Raw genomic sequence first — 24,866 nt, forward strand, 5'->3', positions numbered from 1 at the left:
ATGAAAATTCTTCGTTTATTTAAGGCAGACTTTATAAAAATGAAGCACACACCTTTTTATTTGATTCATATTTGTTTACCGATTATAGGAGCAATAATATTTTTGAAATATTATTCATTTTCAAATTGGAATTCTGTAAATAAAATAAGTGGGTATTTAGAAGTATTATCAATAACATTTCCAGTGGTAATAGGGATTGTATGCTCTATGGTTATAGAACAGGAGGTTATGGCTGGAAAATTTAAAGAAATGCTATCTATAGAATATGGAAAAGGAATGTGTCTTTTGAGTAAAATATTAATTCTACTTATTACAGGTTTATTTTCACTTAGTGTAGCGGTTGGGATTTTTTTCGTCGGATTTCAATTTGTTTTAAGGCAAAATACACTACCACTAAATTTTTACTTAAATATAATTTTTATTATATTTGGAGCTCAAATATTCTTCTATTTATTTCACTTATGGTTGAGCATTAAGTTTGGAAGTGGAGCATCAATAGGGATGGGAATAGTTGAAAGCTTATTATCAGCTTTGCTCAGTACAGGGCTTGGAGATGGAATATGGCAATGGATACCTTGTGGATGGTCGGTTAAGTTTTGTGATAATTTCTTTATAGAAGCTTCTAATTCTATAGATAATTTTAATAAACTGGCTGATATTAATACCGTATTTAGTAATAGTGCCATTGGGGTTAGAAATTGTGTTTTACTTACAATTGTTTTTGGGATTTATCTTGGAGTTTGGTTTAACTTTTTTGAAGGTAGAGGAGAGAAGCAATAATAATTTATAGAATAATAAAGATTAATTGGTAATATTGGGTATAATAGATGTAGGAGGGATAGAAATGGCAGATATTCTAGCGATAGATGATGAGCAAGGCATATTAAAGGTTATAAAAGGTGCATTAGAAAGAGAAGGACATAATGTAACTATAGTTTCTAATCCTACATATATATCAAAGGATCAGTATGTAAAATACGATTTGATTTTACTTGACGTAATGATGCCAGAAATAGATGGATTTTCTCTGTGCAAAGAGATACGTAATCTGGTTGACTGTCCAATTATATTTTTGACAGCAAAAACTATGGAACAAGATATTGTAATGGGATTAAGTATTGGTGGAGATGATTATATATCAAAGCCTTTTGGTATAGGTGAGCTTCGGGCAAGGGTAGCTGCACATTTAAGACGTGAACATAGGGAAAAACAAAATGCTTTTTCTATTTCTGATATAAAATTTAATATAACGGCAAAAGAGGCTTATTATAATGAAGAATTAGTACCTTTTACAAAAAGTGAGTATAATATATGCGAGTATCTTGCTCTAAATCATGGGCAGGTATTTTCCAAGGAAAGAATATATGAAAGTGTATTTGGTTTTGATGGGAATAGCGATACTACAGCGATTGTGGAGCATATTAAAAATATAAGAAATAAGTTTAAGAAGGTAGGAATAAACCCTATAGAAACTGTTTGGGGGATAGGATATAAATGGAAAGAGTGAAGAAGCAAAAAAGCATTTCTAAGATTTTCGCAATATATATAATGTTCTTTTGTATAGTTACAATTCTTTTAGCTATATTTGATTTTATTCTATTTCAAATTGGTTTGAATAGTGGATTTATTTTACCAGCAAACTACTATGAGCAGAAAATTGAAAAACAGAGAGAAGAAATAGCAAAAGCAGATGATGTTAAAGTAAAAGACTTTATACCTGAGGAATGCAATTATGCAGTTTATGATTCTATTGGAAATGTATTTTATAGTAGTATATCAGAAACTAAAGCTATAGATATTTGGAATCTTGTGCAAAGTGATAAGAGAAGTGAAGGGAAATATTATTACAAAGTTATTTCAAGAGAGAATGGAATCTGTGTAGTTGAATACACCATAGGGGCAAGTTTTGTTAGCCCTGTTTTGAAAAAGTATGTTCAAAATGCTGAGCTTAGTTTTGTTTTTATATATGTTGTTTTGGTTAGTATTGAAATTATAATTCTATCTAGGTGTTTTAGAAGAAGAATATCTAAAGAACTACAGATTTTAAAAGAGACTACAGAAAATATACAGATGGAAAACTTAGAATTTGAGGTGAAATATTCGAATATATTAGAAATCAATGAAGTCATTTCTGCGCTTGATAAAATGAAGACAGAGTTGAATGATTCTCTAAGTAAACAATGGAAGATGGAAGAAGCACGCAAAGAGCAAATGGCAGCATTGGCTCATGATATAAAGACACCATTAACAATTATTAAGGGAAACTCTGAGCTTTTAAGTGAATTAGATTTAAAAGCAGATCAAGCTGAATTTAACGATAGTATAATAAACGAGGTTAAAAATATAGAAGATTATATTAAATCATTAATAGAAATTATGAAAGCTGAGAAAGAATCAACATTAGAAAAAAAGAAGATAAATTTAGAAGAATTTATACAGGATATAATTGAACAAGGAATTTCCATGGGTATAAATAAAAAAATAGAGCTTAAAGGTGAAATTAAACATATTCCAGAATTTATCATAGGAGATGAATCAACTTTAAAGCGAGCTTTAAGCAATGTTATTTCGAACGCGGTTGAATATTGCTATGAAAATGGGAAAATAGCATTTGGGGTTGATTCAGATAATGATAATATAAGATTCACCATTGAAGATTCAGGAAGAGGATTTACAGAAGAGGAATTACAGTTAGCTACAGAGCAGTTTTTCCAAGGCGACAAGAGTAGAAATTCTAAAAATCATTATGGTATGGGTTTATATATTGCAAAAAAATTTATGGAAAAACACAACGGGAATATTTCGCTTGGAAAATCAGAAAAGCTTGGAGGGGCTAAAGTTGTTATAGAATTACCTATTTTATTTAATTAATAGAAATAGTTAGCTAAATAATAGGAAATCATTTATTATTCAAACAACTATTAAACCTAAGTAAAATTAATATTTCTAACTATAAGCCTAATAAGAACCAAGAGTATAGATCTCTGTGAACATGGAGATTTTTACTCTTGGTTTTGTGATTTTATAAAACAATAAATAAAGGATTATTTTATAAAAGAGAAATTATTGTAAGATCCAAATATGTAAAAGTTATACATTGACTTCGAGTGCACTCTAGAATATATATTAGAATTAAAACAATTTTGTAGAAAGAAGGCGAATTATATGAAATATATTAACTATTTAAGAAACTTAACTTAAGTTAATAGTATTTTTACATGTTTGTGTATGTTGCTAAAGATGAAAAAATCAATACATATAATATATTGATTATAAGAAAGATATATGTTTAACATTTGTTAGATAAATTTGAAAATCAAACAGGAAGTGAATTAAAATGAAAAACATTAAGACAAAAGTTATTCTCTTAGTCGTAGCAGTTTGTTTTTTTAGCTTATTATGTTCTTCATCTATAAGTTATTATCTTTTTTATAAAACAACTGTGGTTGAATCAGAGGATAAACTCAGAGTACTATCTGAAAAATATGCAAAAACTATAGACAATTGGATGGCTACTCAAGGAAACTTTGTTAATCAAACAGCGGAGAACATCGAATTTAACAATAATTATGATAGGACAAACCTTTTGAAATATATGAAAGTTAAAGCAGAGTCAAATACCGATATTATGGATATATATTTTGGTTTTGAAGATAAAAGTTTTGTTGATGAAGATGGATGGATACCGGATAATGACTTTAATTGTACAGAGAGAGATTGGTATAAAGATGCTTTAAAAAGTGACTCAGTAATTTATTCTGATCCATACATAGATTCTGAAACTAAGAAGTTAGTCGTTACAGTTGCAAAATCAGTTAAAAAAGATGGAGCAGTCATAGGAGTTTTAGGTACTGACATAAATATGGAAAGTATCTCTAACGAAGTTCAGAAGGCTCAACCTATAAATAACAGTTATGGATTCTTATTAGATGAAAAAGATGAATTTGTGATTCATCCAAATAAAGAGTTTCAGCCAAGTTCAGATAAGCTAAGGAATATTAGAGATGTATTAGGTGGAAGTTTAAGTAGCATGGTTAGAAAGGATAGTTCTGAAGCTAATGTTATAAAGCTAAAAGATTATGATGGAATAAATAAATATTTTGCAACAGCTCCTATTACTTCATCAAGATGGATAATGGGTATTGCAGTTCCAAATGCTGAATTTTTAAAACCACTAACCGGTTTAATTATCAGTTTTATTGCCATGTTTGTATTTTTAATGGTTATTTTTTCTATGGTTGCTTTATATTTTGCAAGTAAAATATCCAGACCGATTTCATTGGTGACTAATTTGATAAATAAAACTACTAGCCTAGATTTAGAAATGAAGAAAGAAGATGAATTCGAGAAATTACTTCAAAATAAAGATGAAATTGGAATCATCGCTAGAGCTGTAACATCGCTAAGAAAAGAGTTGAGGGAAACAATTGAAGTTCTTAAACAAAAATCAAAGGAGTTACTTGATCATTCAGAAGGAATTGCAGTTTCAACTGATGAAACGCTTCAGGGAATTCAGGGGATTTCTGAAACGGTAGATCAGCTTTCAGTTGGCGCATTAGATCAAGCAAGGAATACAGAACTTGCTTCTGAAAAATTATTGCATCTTGGAGAGAAAATAGATGTCTCATCAAATAAAGCAGATTTAGTAACAAAGTTTTCAAAAAAATCGCAGCATATTAGTGAAGAAGGGATTAGTGCTTCAAAGGATCTTATGAATAATATCAATGCTAATAATGAAGCTTTGGAAAAAGTAATTAGAAATATAGACTTATTATCTAATAAATCAGGATCTGCAGGCAAAATAATAAATACAATTCAAGCAATTTCAGAACAAACTAATCTTCTTGCATTAAATGCAGCAATTGAGTCGGCAAGAGCAGGGGAAGCTGGTAAGGGATTTGCGGTTGTAGCAGATGAGATACGAAAACTTTCAGAACAGACTTCAAATTCAACTAAGGAAATAGAAAGCATTGTGAATGAAATTATAGGAGAGATAAATGCAGCTAAGAAAAGTATGGATGAAGAAAAAACTATAATGACAGAAGTAAGCAAAACTACCAAAGAAGCTATTGATACATTCCAACTTATAAATAGTACATTTGATGATACTATAGAAAATATAGAAGAGTTAACTTCTAATATAAAATCTATAGATGAAAATAAAGATTCAGCAATAAGCAGCATTCAAGAAATTTCAGCTGTAGCAGAGCAGTCAGCAGCTTCAATTGAAGAAGTTTCAGCAACTGTTTCAGAGCAATCTAATTCTATGGAAAAGATATCACATTCTGTAATAGAGCTTAAGAATATTGCAGATAAATTAGAACAAATAGTTGGAAAGTTTAATGTATAGAGTAAATAGTTAAATTAGAATAATAGGTATATTGCTAGGTTTATTTGAAATTCTGGCAATATATTTTTGAATATTGGTTAGAAAAATAATTAAAGTCATAAAATAATTTTTAGATTATTTTATGACTTTAATTATAGAATAGTTATCTCGGCTTCTTCTTCAACTCTTTGAATAGCGCCAACTGTTCTTAATAAAGTGCCAATACAAGAGTATACAAAACCAGTAGTTATATTTATGTTAGGCGTAATAGAAAAGTTACTTTTACCTGACTGAATGTTATTATACAGTTCGTTAAGCCTTATAAATGAAACTCTAGTATAAGAAAGAATCACATATACACCAAGACAGCTTGCAAATGCAGCTATTTCACTTGGAGTTGGATGTTGTACATCAGACTTCTGTTGATTCTGACCATTTTGCTGATTTTGCTGTTGGTCTTGTTGCTGACTCTTCTGATTTTGTTGTTCTTGTTGACTTGGGGATTGCTGTTGCTGCATCATTCTTTGAATTATTATTTGCTTAGCTTTTACTGCTGAAATGATACCAAGTAAAGTCGCTATTAAATCAACATAGGATGTTTGTAGTTCTATATTAAGCAATTCTAAATCTAATTGATCGTTGCCAGTTGGAAAATGTATGGTAGCATTATAATTCTCCTGCATATTATCACCTAAAAAACTAGTACACTATAATATATTGAAAATATGCGTTGTTGTTCTGATTTTTTTACAGTATACCTTATAAACGAGCAAAATATAGCACTTTATAATATAAAAATTAGCAGCACAGCAAAAATTGCATTATGATATGCTGCTTTATTTTGCAAGATAACAACTGAACATAAAATTTATCATTTGTAATATAGATATGTAGTTGACATTTTGAATTAAGATTTAAAATTTTCTTAGTTATTTTTCTGAAATTGATAAAATAAAATCATCGATCATTAATTTAAAACTATCTTCTAAGTTGACTGGATTTTGAAAATATCCGTGGGAGCTTAACGAAACGAATCCATGTAATAGACTTCTTAAAGCCCTGCTTTTATGAATTATAAATATCTTATCACTGCTATAAAAGTCTAAAATTTTACGTATTATTGCATTACTTTCACTAGCCAGACGCTTAACTTCATCACTTTCAGTACTTGGGATATTAACGTAAAGCTTATAACCACTCTTGTTTTCAAATGCAAAATTTCGATATACATAAGCAAATTCTCTTATTGCAGTTTCTCCACTTTTCCCAATTAGTCGCTCCATTAAAGTTGAATTTAAGTTATTTAAAAAGTATATGGTCATTTTTATTTTAAGGTCTTCAATGTTGGCAAAATGATTATATAAAGATGGATATTTTATATCCAGTTTTTCTGCAATCTTTTGGAAAGTAATCTGATTAAGTCCGATTTCATCAGCTAGTAAAAAAGAAGCTTCAATAATTTTTTCCTTAGTTAAATTTCGTTTCTGAACCATTTTATCACCTCTTATAATTCTGATTAATAAAGATAGTTTAACATGATAGGTTATTTTTATCAAATTGGAAATAATTATTAAACTATAAGATGTAGTTTACAAATTATATTTTATAGTTTATTCTTATATTTAGAAGACAATATACAAGTTATTGTATTACAATAACAAAACTAATTAGTAAGAAGGAATAAATTTATTATGGAAATGTGGAAAAGAAATTTAAAAGTTTGTTGGTTTGGAATGTTTGTGACAGGAATAGGCATGAGCCAGATAGCGCCAGTATTACCACTATATATACAGCATTTAGGAATTCAAGATGCGGCTTCGATAGAGAGGCTTTCTGGAATTGCTTTTGGTAGTACGTTTATTATCTCAGCTATTTTTTCACCCATTTGGGGACATGCTGCTGACAAATTTGGGCGAAAACCAATGTTGCTTAGGGCAAGTCTTGGTATGGCTATAGTTATAAGCTGCATGGGATTTGCACCTAATGTATATGTATTAATAGCACTTAGGTTATTACAAGGAGCTATCACAGGATATAGCACAGCCTGTACTACCTTAATTGCAACTCAAACAGATAAAGAACATGCAGGATATGCTCTAGGAACTATTTCAACAGCTAACATTGCAGGTTCCTTACTTGGACCTACAATTGGAGGATTTGTAGGAGAGACTTTTGGTTTGCAAAATGTATTTTTTATAACAGGCGGGCTTATGCTCATTGCATTTATTACTACAGTATTATTTGTAAAGGAATCTTTTAGTCGTGTAGATAATAAAGTTTTAAGTTTCAAAGAAGTTTGGAATACAGTTCCGGAAAAAGGATTAACCATTACTTTGTTTATAACTTTTTTTATATTATCTGTAGCAATGTATTCGGTAGAGCCAATAGTAACAGTTTATGTTACTCAACTATCTAAGGAAGCGAGTCATATTGCATTAATAGCGGGAATAACTTTTTCTGCATCAGGTTTTGCTAATATAATTGCAGCTCCAAGGCTTGGAAGGCTCTCTGATAAAGTAGGAGCACATAAAGTTATGCTAATATGTCTCATAATAGCTGGAATAATATTCATACCTCAAGCTTTTGTAACGAACACTTGGGAGCTTATGGGACTTAGATTTTTACTAGGACTCACAGTTGGTGGTCTTAACCCTTCTGTTAATATATTGGTTAAGAAAATTACACCATCTGCTCTTACAGGTAGAGTATTTGGTTTTAGTATGGCAGCAGGATATCTAGGTGTATTTGCAGGATCAGTTCTAGGAGGACAAATCGCAGGATATTTAGGAATAAAATGCGTATTTTTTGTAACGAGTGCATTGTTATTAATTAATGCAGTGCTAGTATATTTTAAAGTGTATAATAAACTTAATATAAATAATAATCATAGAATAGAGAAGTATGAAAAGGGGATAAGAAATGGAAAACTTCAAGTCAGTGGAAAATAAATTTATTGATGTAGAAAAAACAGCATTAGTTCTTATAGATTTGCAAAATGGAATCGTAAATAGAGAACTTTCACCTTATAGTAGTGAAAATATAGTTAAAAATGCAAGCAAATTAGTCAATGAATTTAGTAAAAAAGGTGCATTTATAGTTCTTGTAAGAGTTTCATCTATAGATGGAAAAGATACACTTAAACCGAAGACAGATTCTCAGGCTAATGGAATGCAATTTCCTAAAGGATGGGATAGTATTATACCAGAAATAGCTAATACTCAAAATGCGCATATCGTAACCAAGAGACAATGGGGAGCATTTTATGGAACTGATTTAGATTTGCAATTAAGACGTAGAGGGATTGATACTATTGTGTTAGGTGGGATTTCTACTAACATTGGTGTAGATACAACAGCAAGGGAAGCATATCAATATGGATATAATCAAATATTTGTAGAAGATGCAATGACAGCAGTGACAAAAGAGGAACACGATTATGTTTGTAAATATATTTTTCCTAGGATTGGAAGAATTAGAACAAGCGAAGAAGTAATTTCAGCATTAAAATAATTAAAAACAACAAATAGCGAAAAAGATACAATGCATATAATACATAAGCATTGTATCTTTTTTACTGTAATTACATTTACAGTTTAGAAAACATTTTATTTATTATTCTTATCAAATATAACTTTTCCAGGACACACTTCAGATTGACCAAACCACATGCATTTTGCACAATTCAAACATTTACCAGTATCTTTTCCATCCATAGCATGGTTTGCCCAATTAGGATTTATAAGAATCCCTTTACCAATATCAACGATATCTACATTTGTTTTATTTAATATTTCTTCTGCAATTTCAGCTGAATTAATTCCATTAACTGCAAATACTGGAACTGATACTTCTTGCTTGATTTTCTCAGCAGCATAAACAGCATTGGAATACTTATAATCTTTGCTTACATTAATTTCTTGTTCATTAAAGAATCCATAAGAAATATCAAGAAAATCTATTCCACTCTTATCTAATATTTTAGCATAACTTACTCCATCTTCTATTGATGGTTCAAATCCGCCTAGACGAATTCCTACAACAAATTCTTCTGGAGTTACGTTTCTAATTCCTTCTAGTATTTCTAGTACAAATCTTTCTGGGTTAGTGCCATATTCATCAGTTCTTTTATTAACATTCTTATTTAAAAATTGACTTATTAAATAACCATGACATCCATGTAGCTCAACACCATCATAGCCAGCTTCGTAAGCTCTTCTTACAGCTTCAATATAGTCGCTTTGTATTGATTCTATATCTTCTTTAGTCATTTCACGTCCAATAACTGTTCCAGAAAAACCTTTATATTCATATGGACTTGGACATAGAGGAGATTTAGATATTCCTGTAACTCCAGCATGATGGATTTGAATAAATATTTTGCAGTCTTCTTCATGAACTGCATTAACTATGTTTCTTAATCCTTCAATTTGATCATCTTCCCAAATTCCAATTTGCTTTTCTGATAATCTTCCGTCTCTATTAATACATGTAGCCTCTTGTATTATGAGTCCTGGACCGCCTTGAGCTAATTCTTTATAGCGGTTTAAATTTTCTGATGTTACATATCCGTCGTTAGCTAAACCTACAACCATTGGAGGTACGCATATGCGGTTTTTTATTTCTATATTTTTAATACTAAATTCTGAGAATAACTTTTTCAAAATATTCACACTCCCATTTTGACTTATTTACATATTACCATTTGTTTGGTATGTTATTATTATAGTTTAATAGGGAACATAGTAACAAGTACGCACATTTTTGTGCCTTGGTTTTTGGAGGATTACTTATGAAAAATGAAATAGAAAAAGTACAAAACAAGTATTCTAAAGCATGTCCTGTCCTTCGAGCTCTTGAAATTATAGGAGGTAAGTGGAGGCTTCCTATTATATGGGAGATATCAGTTGCAAAGAGTATTCGATATAATGAACTTAAACGGAGTATACCCGGTATAACTAATATTATGCTAACTCGATCTTTGCAGGCATTAGAAGAACATGGACTTGTGAAAAGAACAGAATATAATAAAATTCCACCGCATGTAGAATATTCTTTAACAGATGACTGTAATGAGTTACTTCCTGCATTAACAATCATAAATGAATGGGGAAAAAGAGTATGGCCGGAACATAAGGAATGAAGTTAAAACTGAAGCAAAATAAAAGAGTTTAAACGTGATAAATGTTTATCTTTAAATATAATTATGGTTTCCTAGCGTTTGATGCTAGGAATTATTTTTTAACTTCATTTGTATAACAAACACAAACCGCGTTTCTTCCATTCTCTTTTGCATTATACAAGGCATTGTCAGCACGCCTAAACCAGCTGTGAAAATCTTCATCTATATCTTTTTCAGCGATACCTATGCTAACAGTTACTTTATTTACAAATTTGAAGACATGCTTTTCTATGCTTAATCTTATTATTTCAGCAATTGCAGTACTTTCTTTTAAATTTGTGAATGGGAGCACTGCAACAAACTCTTCTCCGCCCCATCTAACAAGAATATCTTCATTCCTAAGGCAATGTTTCATAATCATAGCTATTTCAGATAAAACCAGGTCTCCTGTACTATGACCATAGGTATCATTAACATTTTTAAAGTGATCAATATCAAGAATCAACATTGATACAAGGTGTTTTTCTTTGTCAAGCTGAAGAATTTTATTCGCAACTGTTTCTTCAAAATAACGCCTATTATATATTTTGGTAAGTTTATCTGTCATAACTTCTAATTGAAGCTTATTATTAAGTTCTTTTTCATTTTTTATTTGTTTTATAATTCCTATTGTAAATAATAATGTTTCAATTGAGGCAGCAGGATAGCATGTACTAAAAGTGAATATATTCCATTCTAGCAAACCGTAAGAACCTAAAATATATATAATAAAGCCGGTAAAAAGTATAAGTATTCCAAACAAGTAATATATAGATCCCATACCAAATTGAAAATAAGAATATATTGAAATAAGAATACATAATCCTACTATGATTATATATAAATATAAGATATCATAAGTAAACCCATCAGGAATAATTCCAGATATATAGAGAGAAAGTAAGAGAAAAGATATTGAAAGTTTAAAAAAATTATTTAGTATTGGCATCTTGCTTTTTATATCTAGGTGTGAATATATAAACAAAACCCAGGTCGAAGCTGCCATTGCTCCTAATGCTATAAGTCTGTTATTACTGTTAAATCCCAGAATTAACTTCTGTGCTCCAGATAGGCAGTATAGTAGTGAAAGCAATGATCCTGTAAAAAGCGAATGAAATAAATACTTACTATCTTTCGATGAAAAGAATAGAATCATATTCATAATAAGCATTCCTAGGAGTACACCTAAATTACCAATATAGAAACATGCTAGTAATGTTTGAATAGTGTAAAAGTTACTGTCTTTTGCTAGAAGTAAATTAAACACATTTGAATCCCAAGTTGAATTTATATAGATATCTTTATTAAAATCAATATTTTCAGGAAGCTTAATATATGGAAAGATAAAGTATTCATTAGGTTTTTCGGCTACATATCTGCCATCAGTAGTTGGAATATAAAATTGAATATCTTCAATGAATTCACAATCAATATATATTATGTTGTCAGTGCTAGCTTGTTTATCTTGTAATTTTAGTTTAAGCCAGACTTTTTGGACATCTTCAGGAAAATAGATATTTTTAGAATTGTTTTTTTCAAATTTAATATTATTATTGCCTTCTATTTGGCCTATTTCGGCATATTGGTTATCTTTAGGAATGAAGTAGTCTACATTGTTTGATAAATTTATATATTTATCAACATCAATAAGTTCAAAATAACTATACTTTAGAACTTTTACAAAGTTTGTTAGTAGTAAGATTGAAATAATAATGATGCCTGTTAAAGATATAAAATTTACCTCCTTTAATTTTATTGATATATTTTTTAACATACTGCCACCCCGTATTAATGTTTTGGATTAATGAAATTTATATTCCTGAAAATGATTATTGGTTTAATATATTTTATTTTATATGTTTCTACTATGTTCTTTATTTTAATACATTATTAAAATAAAAGTTGAATTATTTATAATAAAAGTGTGATTAGTTGTATCATATTTCACAATAAGTATTATTATACCATATAGGTTTTGCATAATATCTTTATTAGTGATTTTAAAATTTATGATATAATGAAGGAATTATTAAAAAGTAAAAGTAACTAATAAATATTGTTAATTATTTTTGACAATCATTCGAAACATAAGAGGTAAGTATGACCAAGAGAAACATAATTTCAAATAAAAGAAAAAAAGAACGAATAAAAATTAATAATTTAAGTGATTTTAAAGATGCATTGAAGAAAGAAGGCTATAAAATAAATTACTTTGATGAAGAGAAATTTAAGGTAGAAGTTGCAAAGACTTTTAAAGTAGATAATAACTTGGTAGAAGCAGTATATAAATGTATTGGTGAAGAGGATATCACTTATAGAGCAGATAATGTTAGAGATTTAATCAACTACATGAAAAGGATAATACTATTTGAAAGTGAACATAATAAATTATGGAAGAAAATAAGTTCAATAAAAATATTAAATATAAATAGAGTTGAATATGAACGAGAGTCAATGCCTAAAGATAACGTTCAAGATATGATATCTGCAATAGAAGAAGTTAAAAGAAGTGTATCTAGAATAGTAAGTGAAGAAGAAAAACTGAAATTAGAAATTTTGGAAAAAGAATTAGATAATGATTATCTCTATTCAAAGGATATTGAATTATTGAAGAAAATGATTCTTATTAAAGAAGGAAGAGTAAAAGAAAGCTATAATATTAATACTAAAGTTAAAACAATATCTATAGAGATGCCAAAGCAAATAAATTATCAGTATATTACGCCACAAAAGGGGACTGTTGAATATCATCAACATATAAGTAATAGCATACCGAGAATGCAACGATTAATAAAGAACATTAATAAGTATATGAAAGTTGATGAAGAAGAAAGGTCCGTATTTAAAATAAATCAAAGTAAAACATTACAGGATTCTATAAATATAGCAGTAGCAATATATGATAATAAAGAATTTAAGGCAATAAGTGGAAGTAATGATATAGCGGATTATTGTTCTGCACCAGAAAAAGATGAGTCATTTTTTAAAAGTAATAAAGTTAACAAATTGGGTGAGTTTGGAATAGGGTATGACAGAATAAATGATAGTGAAAAAAAGATAATTGAAGAAATACATAAACAGATAGAAGCAAGGTTATTGAAGGATGAAGGAAACTTAATTTTATATAGCAAGTGGGAGCCATGTCCAAGTTGCTGCTTTGTAATTAGCCAGTTTTGCAAAAAGCATCCCAATATAAAAGTTCAAGTGAAATATCATAAGAAGTATGGTGAATAACATCCATCTCGTTAAAAAAAGAAAGATGAAACCAGTGGCAATACATAAATATACTGTCGCTGGTTTTAACTTATAACTATTTATATAACGAATTTATATTTCACCTTGATAGTCAAATTCATCATCATCTTTATGTATGTCAGAATCAGAATATCTAACAGATGTGGGAATTCTCTCTGTAGAGTCTGAATTGCTTGTATTCACAGGGCTTACATCGCTTGAACCATGAGTATACTTTGATCGCGAAGCATGGCTGTTAGCATATCTCACTTTTTCAGAATCAAGGGATGGATCGTCCTCAGATGAATGAATATCAATAATTTTTTCAGTATCATAGACACTTGGCGTCTGATCATTTAGTGTTTTTCCTTTTCTCATTTAAATCACTCCTAACATAATAATCTAAAAAATTACTTATAGTATATTAAAATACTCTAAATAAAAATTTTAATAACTTAAAGATAAGTTATATAGTTATTATTGAAAAAAGTTAACTTATTAATACGTGGAAGATTTAGTTTTATAAACAGCTGGAAATATTTATTGTATTTTGAATGTAAAAATGATGTATAATATGGTAGGAGAATTAGCATTTAAACAAAGGAAAGGAATAATAAATATGAGCTTATACAGTAAATATTTTAATAAGTATAAAATTCCATTTGGGATAGCTGTTTTTTGTGTTGCATCTGAAGCAATTTGTGATTTGCTTGGTCCAACGCTTATGTCTAACATAATTAATACAGGAATTGAGCAAGGATCACTTTCTAAAGTTTATTACTGGGGAATGCTTATGCTCATAGTAACTGCAATTGGAGCTGCTTTTGCAGTTATAAGAAATATTTTAGCAAGTAAGGTATCTCAGAGAATGGGAGCAGATCTTAGGTACGATTTATTTGAAAGAATTGTTTATTTTTCAGAATTAAGTGCAGATAAGATTGAAAGTGGATCTCTAATTACACGTATGACAAATGATACGGCACAGATTATATTGTTCGTCAATGGAATTATGAGGATTTTTTTGAAAGCCCCAATTACGTGCATAGGTAGTATTGTACTTGCAACGCTACTTAACTTTAGGTTAAGCCTTATCATATATGGTGTTGTTGCGGTTGTGTCTGTACTTATTATTATCAGTATGAAGTTAAGTTATCCTCGTTTTTATGAATTGCAAAAGGCTATGGATAAAGTGAATTCAGTTGTTCAAGAATATCTTATAGGTGTGCGTTTAGTCAAGGCCTTTGGAACATATGATAAGGAAAGTAGTAAGTTTGAAAATCAAAATACAAACTTAATGGAAAAAGGAATATCATCTCAAAGTGTTATTACATTTGTGTCACCACTTATAACTCTTACTGTTGGAATTGGAACAATAATTGTAATTTCAGAAGGTAGCAGTCTCTTTTCAGCAAATCTTGCAAATCCAGGAGATATATCAGCGTTTATAATTTATATGGCACAAATTCTTACCTCATTAATCATGATAACAAATATATTCAATACATTTGTAAGAACCAAGGCTTCTACTGCGCGTATTAAAGAAATAGTTGATTGTGATGGAGATTTTTCTCATGATGGCGAAATGAAAGAATTAAATGGTGATATTGAATTTAGAGATGTTACATTTGCATATCCAAATGGTAGTGGTGTACCTGCTTTAAATAATCTATCATTTTCTATTAGAAGTGGACAAAGTTTAGCTATAATTGGTCCAACAGGCAGCGGGAAATCTACTATTGCATGGCTTCTTTTGAGATTTTATGATGTGAACAATGGAAAAATTTTAATTGATGGCTATGATATTAAGGAATTAAATGTTGATTCTGTACGAAATAGTGTTGCTATAGTGCCGCAAAAACCAATGCTTTTTTCTGGTTCTGTAGCTGAAAATATTAGGTGGGGTAACAGGGAAGCAAGCAGTGTAATGATTAAAGAAGCTTCGGACAAGGCACAAGCAGGTTTTATAGATAATATGAAAGATGGATATGAAAGTATTTTAGGAAGTGCTGGAGTGAATCTTTCAGGTGGTCAAAAACAGCGTATTTCTATAGCTCGCGGAATACTTAGAGATTCGTCTATAATTATATTGGATGATGCAACCAGTGCATTAGATTCAGTAACAGAAGCAAAAGTTAGAGAAAACTTAAGTTCAAAAACGAGAAATCAAACTATAATTACAATTACTCAACGTTGTGGAACAGCAATGTTTGCAGATAGAATTTTGGTTATGGATAATGGAGCTAAGGTTGGATATGGAACTCATGATGAACTTATGCAAAGCTGTGAAGTATATAGAGATATTTATAAAACGCAAATAGAGAGCAGCAAGGAGGTATAGGATATTATGGCACAACAATTTTCTAAAACTGAAGTAAAAGTACCTTCTATTAGTGGAAGACGTGTAGGTGGAGGCGGAAACCGCTTTGCGCCTACACAAAAAGCTAAAAATGCTAGAGGCACACTAGTGCGTATTATTAAAATATATATGCGTTTTGCTAAGACAATTTTTTTAGCTATGCTTCTTACAGTTTTTTCATCAGTAATTTCTGTTGGAATTCCTTATTTTGTAGGAAAAACTTTTGACACATTTAAGATTGCAACTAGAACAGTAGACAAAAAGACTCTCGTATCATTCTTAACTATAATTGCGGTTTTGTATGGAGTTAATTGTATTATTTCATGGATAAATGGTATTATTATGCTTAAAGTTTCACAAAAACTTGTTTTTGTAATACGTGCAGAATTCTTTGAAAAGATGCAGAGGCTTCCTTTGAAATTTTATGATACACGTTCTCATGGAGATACAATGAGTAGAATAACAAATGATGTAGATAATATTAGTTCTACAATTGCACAAACAACTACACAGTTAATATCAAGTATTTTAACTTTAGCTGGTTCTTTTACAGTTATGATAGCATTAAATGTGCCTCTTACACTAGTTGTCTTGCTATGTATACCGCTAGTTATACTTTTAACACGTGTAATTGCAGTTCATAGTCGCGAATATTTTTTAGCACAGCAAAGAAATCTGGGTTCACTTAATGGAGTGATTGAGGAAAATATATTAGGATTAAAGATGGTAAAGGCTTTTAGTAAACAGGAGGATGTTTTAAAGCAATTTGCAGAGATAAACGAAAATCTCTACGAAAGCAGCAATAAGGCACAGATATGGTCTGGATATATGATGCCGCTTATGAATGTCATTAATAACTTTATTTTTGCAGTTGTTGCCATTGTGGGCGGTGCACTGTCCGTAGGATATGGCGTAGCTGTTGGAACTGTAGTTAGTTTTTTAAGCTATTCAAAACAATTTTCACAGCCATTAAATTCTGTAGCAGGTATGTTTAATACAATTCAGTCAGCACTTGCTGGCGCAGAACGTGTTTTTGAGATTTTAGACAATAAAGAAGAAAGTGCAGATCTTAAAGATGCCATTGAGATAAAACATCCAAATGGTGATGTAACCTTTGAAAATGTATGCTTTTCATATGATAAGTCTACACCTATATTAAAGAATGTTAGTTTTAAAGTTAAGGCAGGAGAAACAGTTGCGCTAGTAGGAGAGACGGGAGCAGGAAAAACTACTATTGTTAATATTCTTACTCGATTTTATGATGCAGACAGTGGAAATATTTTGATTGATAATGAGTCAATTATGAATATAAAACGAAATAGTCTTAGAAAATGCTTTTCTGTTGTGCTTCAAGACACTTGTCTTTTCACTGGAACAATTATGGATAATATTCGTTATTCTAAAAAGGATGCAACTGATGAGCAAGTCATAAATGCTGCTAAAATAGCTCATGCTCATGAATTTATTGATAAACTTCCCAAAGGTTATCAAACAATGGTTTCTGGAGCTACAGATAATTTAAGTCAAGGTCAGCGTCAGCTAATGTCTATTGCTAGAGCAGTTCTATGTGATAGTCAGATTTTAATCTTAGACGAAGCAACTAGCAGTGTAGATACAAAGACTGAGAAAGATATTCAACATGCACTATTAAGATTAATGAAAAATCGCACTAGCTTTTTAATAGCGCACAGATTATCGACTATTAGAGATGCAGATCACATTATGGTAATAGGTGATGGAAAGATATTAGAAAGTGGTGATCACAAAAGCCTTATGAAGAAAAAAGGCCAATATTACAAAATGGTTATTAGTCAAATGGGAAAATTAATTGAGGAATAAATTTTAATTAGGAGGAAGAAAAATGAAAATTGCAGAAGGATTAGATATACTTGAATTAGGAAGCAAAGAAAGAAGAATGAATGCTACACTAATTTGGGATGATAAAAATGTGATTTTAATAGATACGGGATTACCTGGACAAATAGAAAATATTCGTGAAGAAGTGGAAAAGGCAGGTGTATCCTTTGACAAGATTAATAAAATAATTATTACTCATCACGATTTGGATCATATTGGTAGCTTGTCAAGTATTGTTAAGAATTCTAAAAGTGAAATAGAAGTGTTAGCACATAGTGGAGAAAGACCTTATATTGAGGGAGAGAAAATTGGTATAAAAATTACTCCTGAGCGTTTGAGTTCAATGCCGGAATCTATGAAGGAAACTATAAAGCAGCTTAAAACAAAAGTTAATAGGGTTGTTAAAGATGAAGAGGAACTTTCTTATTGTGGAGGAATAGAGGTAATTTATACCCCAGGACATACTCCGGGGCATATTTGTCTTTATCTAAAAAAGTATAAAGCATTGGTAACTGGAGATGCAATGAATGTTGTAAATGATGAGTTAATTGGTCCTAATCCAGAATATACATTTGATATGAAGCAAGCAATAGAATCTCTTAAGAAGCTTACAAAGTATGATATAGAAACTGTTATCTGTTATCATGGTGGAGTATTTACAAAAAGCTCAAATGACAGGATTGCAAAATTAGCTAATAGTTAAGAAGAATATAAAGATAGTAGCTTTACTATGAAGCTGCTATCTTTTTTATATTCTATTAAAAAAATTTCCATTAAATTTATAATTATTAGTGAAGGATATATTAATAATATTTTTTAATTATGAAGATAATATAAAGTAGCAAAATAAATGTAGAAGTTAGAGGCTGATTATGAAAAAAACATTATATGATTATAAAGATAAAATTAAAAAATTGCAAGTAAAAGAGAAATACAATAAGAATGAACTATTGATAAACGATTTCTTAATTGATAAGAAAGAAGATCTTGAAATATATTATTCGCCTCATAATGAATATATAAATTGTAATGCAAGAGTATTTATAGTTGGTATAACTCCAGGTTTTCAACAAATGAGCACTGCAATTTCTGCTGCAAGAAGAGAATTAGAGAATTCTGATAATATTAAAGGAATTCAGTATAAATGTAAGAAAGCAGGAAGATTTAGTGGGAGTCTTAGAAAAAATTTGATTGACATGCTAGATGAAATAGAGCTTAATAAGTGCCTAGAAATAGAGAGCTGTAATCAATTATTTGAAGAAAAAGATTACTTGCTGCATACAGTTTCACTAATACCTTATGCAGTTTTTCTAAAAGGAAAAAATTATTCAGGTCATACTCCAAAACTTATTAAAAGTGAATTTTTAATGAAATATGTTTATGAGAATTTCACTTATGAATTAAAAGCATTAAATAATTTGGATAAAATTCTTATAATACCATTGGGTAGGTCAGTAGAAGAAGTATTATACAAGCTATGTGAAAATAAAATCATAAGCGAAAAGCAAATATTAAAAGGCTTTCCACATCCATCTGGGGCTAATGTAAATAGGTTAGTTCAACTAGAGGAAAATAAGGAGAAAATGATTAATACAGTAAGAAATAATTTTAATTAAAAAGAACAAAAATCAAATTAAAAGCACATTATATATAAAATAAAGTCTAAAAGAGGGTTAAAGTGTATACCTTCTTTCTTTATATTTAAAACAAAATTTAAAGATTCTTAAGATTTTACTAAATAGATTTTAATATTTAAGATTTATACTAATTCTATAATTTAACTAAAAGAGAAGAATTCAAGGAGGCTTTTGATATGAAGCTAGTAAAATTTTTAATTGAATATTTTAAATCACCTAGAACCATAGGGGCTGTAGCACCTAGTTCAGAGAAACTTGCAGAGAAAATGGTAGGAGACATAGATTTTAAAAATTCTGAGGTTATAATTGAGTACGGACCAGGGACAGGAGTTTTTACGGACAAGCTTGTAAAAAGAAAAAAGAAAGAGACATTATTAATGTTATTTGAATATAACGAAGAATTTTGCAAACAATTAGAAGAAAAATATAAAGGAGAAGATGATATTATAATAATAAATGATTCTGCTGAAAATGTAGACAAACATTTAGAAAAATATAATCTTAGCAGAGTAGATTATGTTGTATCAGGGTTGCCTTTTGCTAGTCTTCCTAAATCTGTTTCAAATAAAATTTTAAGACAAACTAGAAATATATTAAAAAGAAATGGATTATTTATAACATTTCAATATACTCTCTTAAAAAAAGAATTTATTACTGGATATTTTAAAAAGATAAATATAGAAAGAGTTGTATTTAATTTCCCGCCAGCCTATGTTTTGAAATGTATAAATTCCTAGGAGAAAGAGGAGATTTATTTTGTATATTCAAGAAGAAATGAAATATCATACAATAATCTCATTTAGCTATATAAATATGAAAGAAGACTAGCAAATAAATGCTAGTCTTGTTTTGATGAAATTTAGAATAAAAACATAGTAAAATTTAAAGATAGATTATTTTTATTATATAGATATCCCAAATTTGGCGAGATATATACATAATTTCAGGTATTAGTTGTTTTATCTATTCGTAGAGACATATAAGAAAAGTTTAATCTACATTGATGGAATTAAGAACTCTGAATCTATCATTGCATAAATCTATTCTAACTTTATTATTTTCAAAAACATTTTTAGAAATCTCTTTTGATATTGCTTTCATAGGTTCTACATAGCTTGTATCACTTTTATAGTCACCTTCTACAACAAGAGATAGAATATAAAGTGTATCTTGCTTATCAATCTTAACATCCACTTTGGAACTAGGAGTGAAGTATCCTTCTGAATTTAAATAATCTCCAAGTTTTTTCGCTTGGGATTCTGTTATCTTATTAGTATAAAATAAGTGATTTTCGCCATAATCAAGAGCATTTTTTGGTACGTAAATTGAGTATAGAATTGAAGCAGCAGACAATGAAAAAATCAAAAGTCCTATGATTATAGGAAATAAATACGAAGCACTTTGCCCGCCATTTTGAATATGTTCATTATACAGCTTTAACTGTGTAAACATAAGAATTATCCCTAAAGCTATATTAATACTGAAAAATATGATAGAAGTATTAATTGATAATATAGGCAGCAGTGCAATAAGTGCTATAAGCACTAAGATGCTCGTTAAAAGAAATATCCACTTCTTTTTTTGACTTCCAGATCGTCCATAATTCAAAGCACACATGATCCCAGCTGGTAGAAATGAGAAAAATACGGAAAATATAATAAATGATTTCGGATTCCACAGTTTTGTTGTAGGTAATTTATTAACCTTTGTCATGAAAATGCCTCCTTAGAATTGTCTTTACAATAATTATATCATAAGTTTATGGAAGCAAAATATGTTAATTCCAGTTTATGTAATAATTTTGGTTTTGACTAGATAAACGTTTTTACATTAACTTAACAAAAATTATAAATACTTTTAATAAGATTATGTTATATTTCAACTATATTTACAAGAGCTACTATAATAGCTAATTAGAAGAAATATGAGGAGATTATAATATGTTAAATTCATTAGTTAATAATTTAAATTATAATGAGGCAGAGGAGTTGGAAAATATATTAAATAGCAAAAATATAACTACAGTTTATCAACCCATTGTTTCACTTTTATATGGAGAAATCATAGGGTATGAGGCATTAAGCAGAGGGCCAATAGACTCACCATTGCAAAATCCGGATAAGTTATTTAACGCTGCTCAGGTTTATAATAAAACATGGGAGTTAGAACAACTATGTAGAATAAAAGCTATTAAAAGAGCTACAAATATTGAAAAAAATAAATATCTTTTTATAAATGTAGATCCTCATATTTTTAAAGACGAAAAATTTAAGAAAGGCTTTACTAAGGAATTTCTTGCAGAACATAACATGTCACCTGATTGTATAATATTTGAGATTACCGAAAAGACGTGTATAGAAGATTACAGAGGATTTAAACAGGCTCTCAGCAATTATGTAGACCAAGGGTATAAAATTGCAATTGATGATACTGGTTCAGGATATTCAGGGCTTAAGATGCTTAATGAAACAAAACCACATTACGTAAAAATTGATATGGATTTAATTAGAGATATAAATGAAGATTCATTTAAACAATCATTAGTAGAATGCTTTGTTAAGCTATCTGAAGCAACAAATATGAAGCTTATTGCTGAAGGAATAGAAACAGAAGAAGAATTAAGAACATTAGTAAACTTAGGCGTCTATGCGGGACAAGGTTTCTTACTAAGTCGTCCGGCGGGAACTTTTTTAGATATACCTAATCATATTAAGGATTTAATTATAAGGTGTAATAAATTTAAGGACAATGTGTATCATAACTATCAATCAAGCAGTATAGGCGAAATTGTTAGACATGATAGTCCATTTGGGCCTAAAACTTATTGTGGTGATATTAAAGAATATTTTGATTCTAACGATATTACTGGAGCCTGTATAGTAAACAATGATGTACCATTAGGTCTTATTATGAAACATACGTTAGACTCAGCTCTTGCTACAAAATATGGTGTTGCAATTTTTACAAAACGTCCTGTTTCTTTAGTTATGGATACAAATCCTTTAATTGTAGATTACAACACACCTGTAACAGAAGTTTCAAGGCTAGCAATGTGTAGGAAAACACAAAATATATATGATTATATTATCGTAACTAACAATAATAAATATTATGGAATGGTTACAATAAGATCTTTGTTAAATTATACTACAATGTTAGAATGTAACTATGCGAGACAACTCAATCCACTTACTGAACTACCAGGTAATACCGCTATACAAAATACTATAATGAATATAATTAAAACAAAACGTAAATGTTGTATTCTTTATCTAGACCTAGATAATTTTAAAATTTATAATGATACGTACGGATTTGAAAATGGAGATCGAATTCTTAAATATACCGCTCAATTAATACAATCTGAAATAAAATCACTTTTCCCTTATAATGGATTTATTGGACATATAGGTGGAGATGATTTTGTTAGTATTTTAGAAAATCCAATTGAAGAATGTGAAGAAGTGTGTGAAAAAATTATAAAGAAATTTAATGATGGGATTTTGAATTTTTTTAATGAGAAAGATAGAGGTAATAGGTATATTACGGCTACAGACAGATATGGAAAGAATGGTATATTTCCACTTACTTCTCTTTCAATTGCAGGAATTTATGGTGAGCTTAATAATTGCTCGAATTCACAAGAAGTGGGAGTTGCTGTAGCGGCAATAAAAAAAGAAGTTAAATGTGTTCTTGGAAGCTGTTATTCAATCAAACAAGTTAATTGAAATTAAATTATTACCTTAATAAAAATAGAGTTAATTTTTGAGTGGATTATTAGTTATTTAGTGAATTGACAATCCGTTAGAATACAATACTAAAAAAATTTAGAAGCAGAAGGTATGATTTTATCAGCAAATAAAAAATAAGAAAAGTAGTAATGAATATTGCTGAAGTAGGAAAGTGTATAATAATAAAAAATGCTTAGTACAGAAAGACTAAGCATTTTTATTCTTTTAGAAAATTATAATTCAGTAATTTAAGCTAATTAATCTCGCCAAATATGCAATAAAGAATTTCGTGGGCCTTTTGCAAATACATCGGTTCTATTAGAGCCCCAAGAAACAGCTGCAGGATCTAAAGTAAAGGAACCGCCTATTGTTTGCCAATCGCTCCAACGCGAACCATTCCATGTTTTTGTGATTAGTTGATTGCTTTGATTTCGCGCAAATACCTCTAGTCTATTAGAAGCCCGTGAGGATACAGAAGGAGCAGATGCCAAATTTCCGCCAAGGTCTTCGAAATCATTCCAACGAGAGCCATCCCACCATTTATGGTATAGACGATTACCCTGACCACGGACAAATACATCTATTCTATTATTTCCCCAAGAAACAGCTGCTGGGCCAGAAGTTAGAACTCCACCAAGGTTTTCGAAGTCACTCCAACGAGAGCCATCCCACCATTTGTGATAAAGAGCGTTATCTGTTCCACGAACAAATGTATCTATTCTGTTTGCTGCCCAAGAAGAAGCGGCAGGTGCAGATGTTAAAACTCCACCAAGGTCTTCGAAGTCGCTCCAACGAGAGCCATCCCACCACTTATGGTACATTGCGTTATTTGAACCTTTACCAAATACATCTATTCTATTATTTCCCCAAGAAACAGCCGCTGGACCAGAAGTTAGAACACCACCAAGGTTTTCAAAATCACTCCAGCGAGAGCCGTCCCACCATTTGTGGTAAAGAGCATTATTAGATCCAGTTACAAATACATCAAGCCTGTTTGCTGACCAAGAAGAAACCCAAGGGGAATATTTTAAAACTCCGCCAAGATCCTCCCATTTACTCCAACCGCTGCTAGGTGATGGAGTAGGATTTGGACCAGGAGCTGGTGAAGGATTAATGTTTCTAAGAGTAAATTCAATTATAGATCTAAAAGTGAGATTAACAACGTTATTAGGAACACCTAGAGAACGAAGAGAAAGAAAAATTGAATTGTTTCTTCTCCTAAAGTCATTAAAAATTCTATTTACACTTTGATTTATATTTCCAGGATATGTTTGAGCATTATCTAAAGTGAAAGCAATAGCGGTTCTAAAATAGTTATCGCCAACCCCTTGGAGTAGTGAGAAAAACTGAGGCATTTGAGTACGCATTAATCTTAATATTCTAGTAACTTCTTGGTCAGAAGCTCTATGAGAATCTGAGTAAATTTCTCTAGTATATAAGTTTGAATCTTGAAATTCATAAGAATCCTCGTAGCTATCAAATCTTGACATTTGATCATTATCGCTGAAATTTTTCATTTGTTCATCAAAAAATGGACAAATATTTTTCTGCATACAATACGGAC

At 30.0% G+C, this 24,866-nt stretch carries 21 protein-coding genes; 14 read left to right on the plus strand and 7 right to left on the minus strand.

Annotated elements, in window-relative coordinates; genetic code table 11:
* The 4 genes from T483_RS0121775 (at nucleotide 1) to T483_RS0121790 (ending at nucleotide 5,350) form a co-directional block, all read left to right on the plus strand.
* Nucleotides 1–780 (plus strand): lantibiotic immunity ABC transporter MutG family permease subunit, encoded by a 780-nt coding sequence (locus T483_RS0121775; RefSeq protein ID WP_026888729.1) that lies wholly within the window; start codon nucleotides 1–3, stop codon nucleotides 778–780.
* A gap of 64 nt (nucleotides 781–844) precedes the next feature.
* The gene (locus T483_RS0121780) at nucleotides 845–1,507 is read left to right on the plus strand and encodes a response regulator transcription factor (RefSeq protein WP_026888730.1); all 663 of its coding nucleotides are present in this window, start codon (nucleotides 845–847) and stop codon (nucleotides 1,505–1,507) included.
* Nucleotides 1,495–2,871 (plus strand): sensor histidine kinase, encoded by a 1,377-nt coding sequence (locus T483_RS0121785; protein WP_026888731.1) that lies wholly within the window; start codon nucleotides 1,495–1,497, stop codon nucleotides 2,869–2,871. The genes T483_RS0121780 and T483_RS0121785 overlap by 13 nt, the downstream gene beginning before the upstream one ends.
* 466 nt (nucleotides 2,872–3,337) lie before the next feature.
* The gene (locus T483_RS0121790) at nucleotides 3,338–5,350 is read left to right on the plus strand and encodes a methyl-accepting chemotaxis protein (RefSeq protein ID WP_026888732.1); all 2,013 of its coding nucleotides are present in this window, start codon (nucleotides 3,338–3,340) and stop codon (nucleotides 5,348–5,350) included.
* A gap of 131 nt (nucleotides 5,351–5,481) precedes the next feature.
* Here the strand turns inward: T483_RS0121790 and T483_RS0121795 are convergent, their stop codons facing one another.
* Nucleotides 5,482–6,012 (minus strand): hypothetical protein, encoded by a 531-nt coding sequence (locus tag T483_RS0121795; RefSeq protein ID WP_026888733.1) that lies wholly within the window; start codon nucleotides 6,010–6,012, stop codon nucleotides 5,482–5,484.
* A gap of 246 nt (nucleotides 6,013–6,258) precedes the next feature.
* Nucleotides 6,259–6,822, minus strand: coding sequence for a TetR/AcrR family transcriptional regulator (locus T483_RS0121800; protein WP_026888734.1), 564 nt, complete (start codon nucleotides 6,820–6,822; stop codon nucleotides 6,259–6,261).
* A gap of 198 nt (nucleotides 6,823–7,020) precedes the next feature.
* Between T483_RS0121800 and T483_RS0121805 the strand changes: the two genes are divergently transcribed.
* On the plus strand, nucleotides 7,021–8,277 hold the full coding sequence (locus T483_RS0121805) for a multidrug efflux MFS transporter (RefSeq protein ID WP_026888735.1): 1,257 nt from the start codon (nucleotides 7,021–7,023) through the stop codon (nucleotides 8,275–8,277).
* Nucleotides 8,249–8,839, plus strand: a complete 591-nt coding sequence (locus tag T483_RS0121810) for a hydrolase (protein WP_026888736.1) — start codon at nucleotides 8,249–8,251, stop codon at nucleotides 8,837–8,839. Before T483_RS0121805 ends, T483_RS0121810 begins: the two co-directional genes overlap by 29 nt.
* A gap of 95 nt (nucleotides 8,840–8,934) precedes the next feature.
* On the opposite strand, the gene T483_RS0121815 is transcribed toward T483_RS0121810, so the two are convergent.
* On the minus strand, nucleotides 8,935–9,990 hold the full coding sequence (locus tag T483_RS0121815; RefSeq protein WP_026888737.1) for an NADH:flavin oxidoreductase: 1,056 nt from the start codon (nucleotides 9,988–9,990) through the stop codon (nucleotides 8,935–8,937).
* A 128-nt stretch (nucleotides 9,991–10,118) separates the two neighbouring features.
* Between T483_RS0121815 and T483_RS0121820 the strand changes: the two genes are divergently transcribed.
* The gene (locus T483_RS0121820; RefSeq protein ID WP_026888738.1) at nucleotides 10,119–10,469 is read left to right on the plus strand and encodes a winged helix-turn-helix transcriptional regulator; all 351 of its coding nucleotides are present in this window, start codon (nucleotides 10,119–10,121) and stop codon (nucleotides 10,467–10,469) included.
* Between the two features lie 91 nt (nucleotides 10,470–10,560).
* Here the strand turns inward: T483_RS0121820 and T483_RS0121825 are convergent, their stop codons facing one another.
* Nucleotides 10,561–12,261, minus strand: coding sequence for a GGDEF domain-containing protein (locus tag T483_RS0121825; RefSeq protein ID WP_026888739.1), 1,701 nt, complete (start codon nucleotides 12,259–12,261; stop codon nucleotides 10,561–10,563).
* 326 nt (nucleotides 12,262–12,587) lie between these two features.
* Between T483_RS0121825 and T483_RS0121830 the strand changes: the two genes are divergently transcribed.
* Nucleotides 12,588–13,721, plus strand: a complete 1,134-nt coding sequence (locus tag T483_RS0121830; RefSeq protein ID WP_026888740.1) for a deaminase domain-containing protein — start codon at nucleotides 12,588–12,590, stop codon at nucleotides 13,719–13,721.
* A gap of 93 nt (nucleotides 13,722–13,814) precedes the next feature.
* On the opposite strand, the gene T483_RS0121835 is transcribed toward T483_RS0121830, so the two are convergent.
* The gene (locus tag T483_RS0121835) at nucleotides 13,815–14,099 is read right to left on the minus strand and encodes a hypothetical protein (protein ID WP_026888741.1); all 285 of its coding nucleotides are present in this window, start codon (nucleotides 14,097–14,099) and stop codon (nucleotides 13,815–13,817) included.
* 241 nt (nucleotides 14,100–14,340) lie between these two features.
* On the opposite strand from T483_RS0121835, the gene T483_RS0121840 reads away from it, so the two are divergent.
* From T483_RS0121840 to T483_RS0121860, 5 genes are all read left to right on the plus strand, one after another.
* On the plus strand, nucleotides 14,341–16,059 hold the full coding sequence (locus T483_RS0121840; protein WP_026888742.1) for an ABC transporter ATP-binding protein: 1,719 nt from the start codon (nucleotides 14,341–14,343) through the stop codon (nucleotides 16,057–16,059).
* A gap of 6 nt (nucleotides 16,060–16,065) precedes the next feature.
* On the plus strand, nucleotides 16,066–17,916 hold the full coding sequence (locus tag T483_RS0121845) for an ABC transporter ATP-binding protein (RefSeq protein WP_026888743.1): 1,851 nt from the start codon (nucleotides 16,066–16,068) through the stop codon (nucleotides 17,914–17,916).
* A gap of 22 nt (nucleotides 17,917–17,938) precedes the next feature.
* Nucleotides 17,939–18,637, plus strand: coding sequence for an MBL fold metallo-hydrolase (locus T483_RS0121850; protein ID WP_026888744.1), 699 nt, complete (start codon nucleotides 17,939–17,941; stop codon nucleotides 18,635–18,637).
* A gap of 169 nt (nucleotides 18,638–18,806) precedes the next feature.
* Nucleotides 18,807–19,550 (plus strand): hypothetical protein, encoded by a 744-nt coding sequence (locus T483_RS0121855; protein WP_026888745.1) that lies wholly within the window; start codon nucleotides 18,807–18,809, stop codon nucleotides 19,548–19,550.
* A 197-nt stretch (nucleotides 19,551–19,747) separates the two neighbouring features.
* The gene (locus T483_RS0121860) at nucleotides 19,748–20,308 is read left to right on the plus strand and encodes a class I SAM-dependent methyltransferase (RefSeq protein WP_026888746.1); all 561 of its coding nucleotides are present in this window, start codon (nucleotides 19,748–19,750) and stop codon (nucleotides 20,306–20,308) included.
* 253 nt (nucleotides 20,309–20,561) lie between these two features.
* Here T483_RS0121860 and T483_RS0121865 read toward each other — a convergent pair whose 3' ends face one another.
* Nucleotides 20,562–21,284, minus strand: coding sequence for a hypothetical protein (locus T483_RS0121865; protein WP_026888747.1), 723 nt, complete (start codon nucleotides 21,282–21,284; stop codon nucleotides 20,562–20,564).
* A gap of 227 nt (nucleotides 21,285–21,511) precedes the next feature.
* Here T483_RS0121865 and T483_RS0121870 point away from each other — a divergent pair, with 227 nt between their 5' ends.
* Complete coding sequence (locus T483_RS0121870) at nucleotides 21,512–23,299, plus strand: GGDEF domain-containing protein (protein ID WP_026888748.1); 1,788 nt, start codon at nucleotides 21,512–21,514, stop codon at nucleotides 23,297–23,299.
* A gap of 260 nt (nucleotides 23,300–23,559) precedes the next feature.
* On the opposite strand, the gene T483_RS32690 is transcribed toward T483_RS0121870, so the two are convergent.
* Nucleotides 23,560–24,417, minus strand: coding sequence for a carbohydrate-binding protein (locus T483_RS32690; protein ID WP_431603163.1), 858 nt, complete (start codon nucleotides 24,415–24,417; stop codon nucleotides 23,560–23,562).
* Nucleotides 24,418–24,866: the final 449 nt, after the last annotated feature.

It is taken from the genome of Clostridium beijerinckii HUN142 (genome assembly GCF_000621745.1).
Taxonomy (GTDB): Bacteria; Bacillota; Clostridia; order Clostridiales; family Clostridiaceae; genus Clostridium; species Clostridium beijerinckii_A.

What these genes read in the sequence shown, in the direction of transcription:
- T483_RS0121850 (WP_026888744.1), top strand. Translation starts at nt 17,939, where the DNA reads ATGAAAATTGCAGAAGGATTAGATATACTTGAATTAGGAAGCAAAGAA.
- T483_RS0121870 (WP_026888748.1), top strand. Translation starts at nt 21,512, where the DNA reads ATGTTAAATTCATTAGTTAATAATTTAAATTATAATGAGGCAGAGGAG.
- T483_RS0121820 (WP_026888738.1), top strand. Translation starts at nt 10,119, where the DNA reads ATGAAAAATGAAATAGAAAAAGTACAAAACAAGTATTCTAAAGCATGT.
- T483_RS0121860 (WP_026888746.1), top strand. Translation starts at nt 19,748, where the DNA reads ATGAAGCTAGTAAAATTTTTAATTGAATATTTTAAATCACCTAGAACC.
- T483_RS0121800 (WP_026888734.1), bottom strand. Translation starts at nt 6,822, where the DNA reads ATGGTTCAGAAACGAAATTTAACTAAGGAAAAAATTATTGAAGCTTCT.
- T483_RS0121855 (WP_026888745.1), top strand. Translation starts at nt 18,807, where the DNA reads ATGAAAAAAACATTATATGATTATAAAGATAAAATTAAAAAATTGCAA.
- T483_RS0121810 (WP_026888736.1), top strand. Translation starts at nt 8,249, where the DNA reads ATGGAAAACTTCAAGTCAGTGGAAAATAAATTTATTGATGTAGAAAAA.
- T483_RS0121780 (WP_026888730.1), top strand. Translation starts at nt 845, where the DNA reads ATGGCAGATATTCTAGCGATAGATGATGAGCAAGGCATATTAAAGGTT.
- T483_RS0121835 (WP_026888741.1), bottom strand. Translation starts at nt 14,099, where the DNA reads ATGAGAAAAGGAAAAACACTAAATGATCAGACGCCAAGTGTCTATGAT.
- T483_RS0121830 (WP_026888740.1), top strand. Translation starts at nt 12,588, where the DNA reads ATGACCAAGAGAAACATAATTTCAAATAAAAGAAAAAAAGAACGAATA.
- T483_RS0121790 (WP_026888732.1), top strand. Translation starts at nt 3,338, where the DNA reads ATGAAAAACATTAAGACAAAAGTTATTCTCTTAGTCGTAGCAGTTTGT.
- T483_RS0121825 (WP_026888739.1), bottom strand. Translation starts at nt 12,261, where the DNA reads ATGTTAAAAAATATATCAATAAAATTAAAGGAGGTAAATTTTATATCT.
- T483_RS0121805 (WP_026888735.1), top strand. Translation starts at nt 7,021, where the DNA reads ATGGAAATGTGGAAAAGAAATTTAAAAGTTTGTTGGTTTGGAATGTTT.
- T483_RS0121865 (WP_026888747.1), bottom strand. Translation starts at nt 21,284, where the DNA reads ATGACAAAGGTTAATAAATTACCTACAACAAAACTGTGGAATCCGAAA.
- T483_RS0121840 (WP_026888742.1), top strand. Translation starts at nt 14,341, where the DNA reads ATGAGCTTATACAGTAAATATTTTAATAAGTATAAAATTCCATTTGGG.
- T483_RS0121795 (WP_026888733.1), bottom strand. Translation starts at nt 6,012, where the DNA reads ATGCAGGAGAATTATAATGCTACCATACATTTTCCAACTGGCAACGAT.
- T483_RS0121785 (WP_026888731.1), top strand. Translation starts at nt 1,495, where the DNA reads ATGGAAAGAGTGAAGAAGCAAAAAAGCATTTCTAAGATTTTCGCAATA.
- T483_RS0121845 (WP_026888743.1), top strand. Translation starts at nt 16,066, where the DNA reads ATGGCACAACAATTTTCTAAAACTGAAGTAAAAGTACCTTCTATTAGT.
- T483_RS0121775 (WP_026888729.1), top strand. Translation starts at nt 1, where the DNA reads ATGAAAATTCTTCGTTTATTTAAGGCAGACTTTATAAAAATGAAGCAC.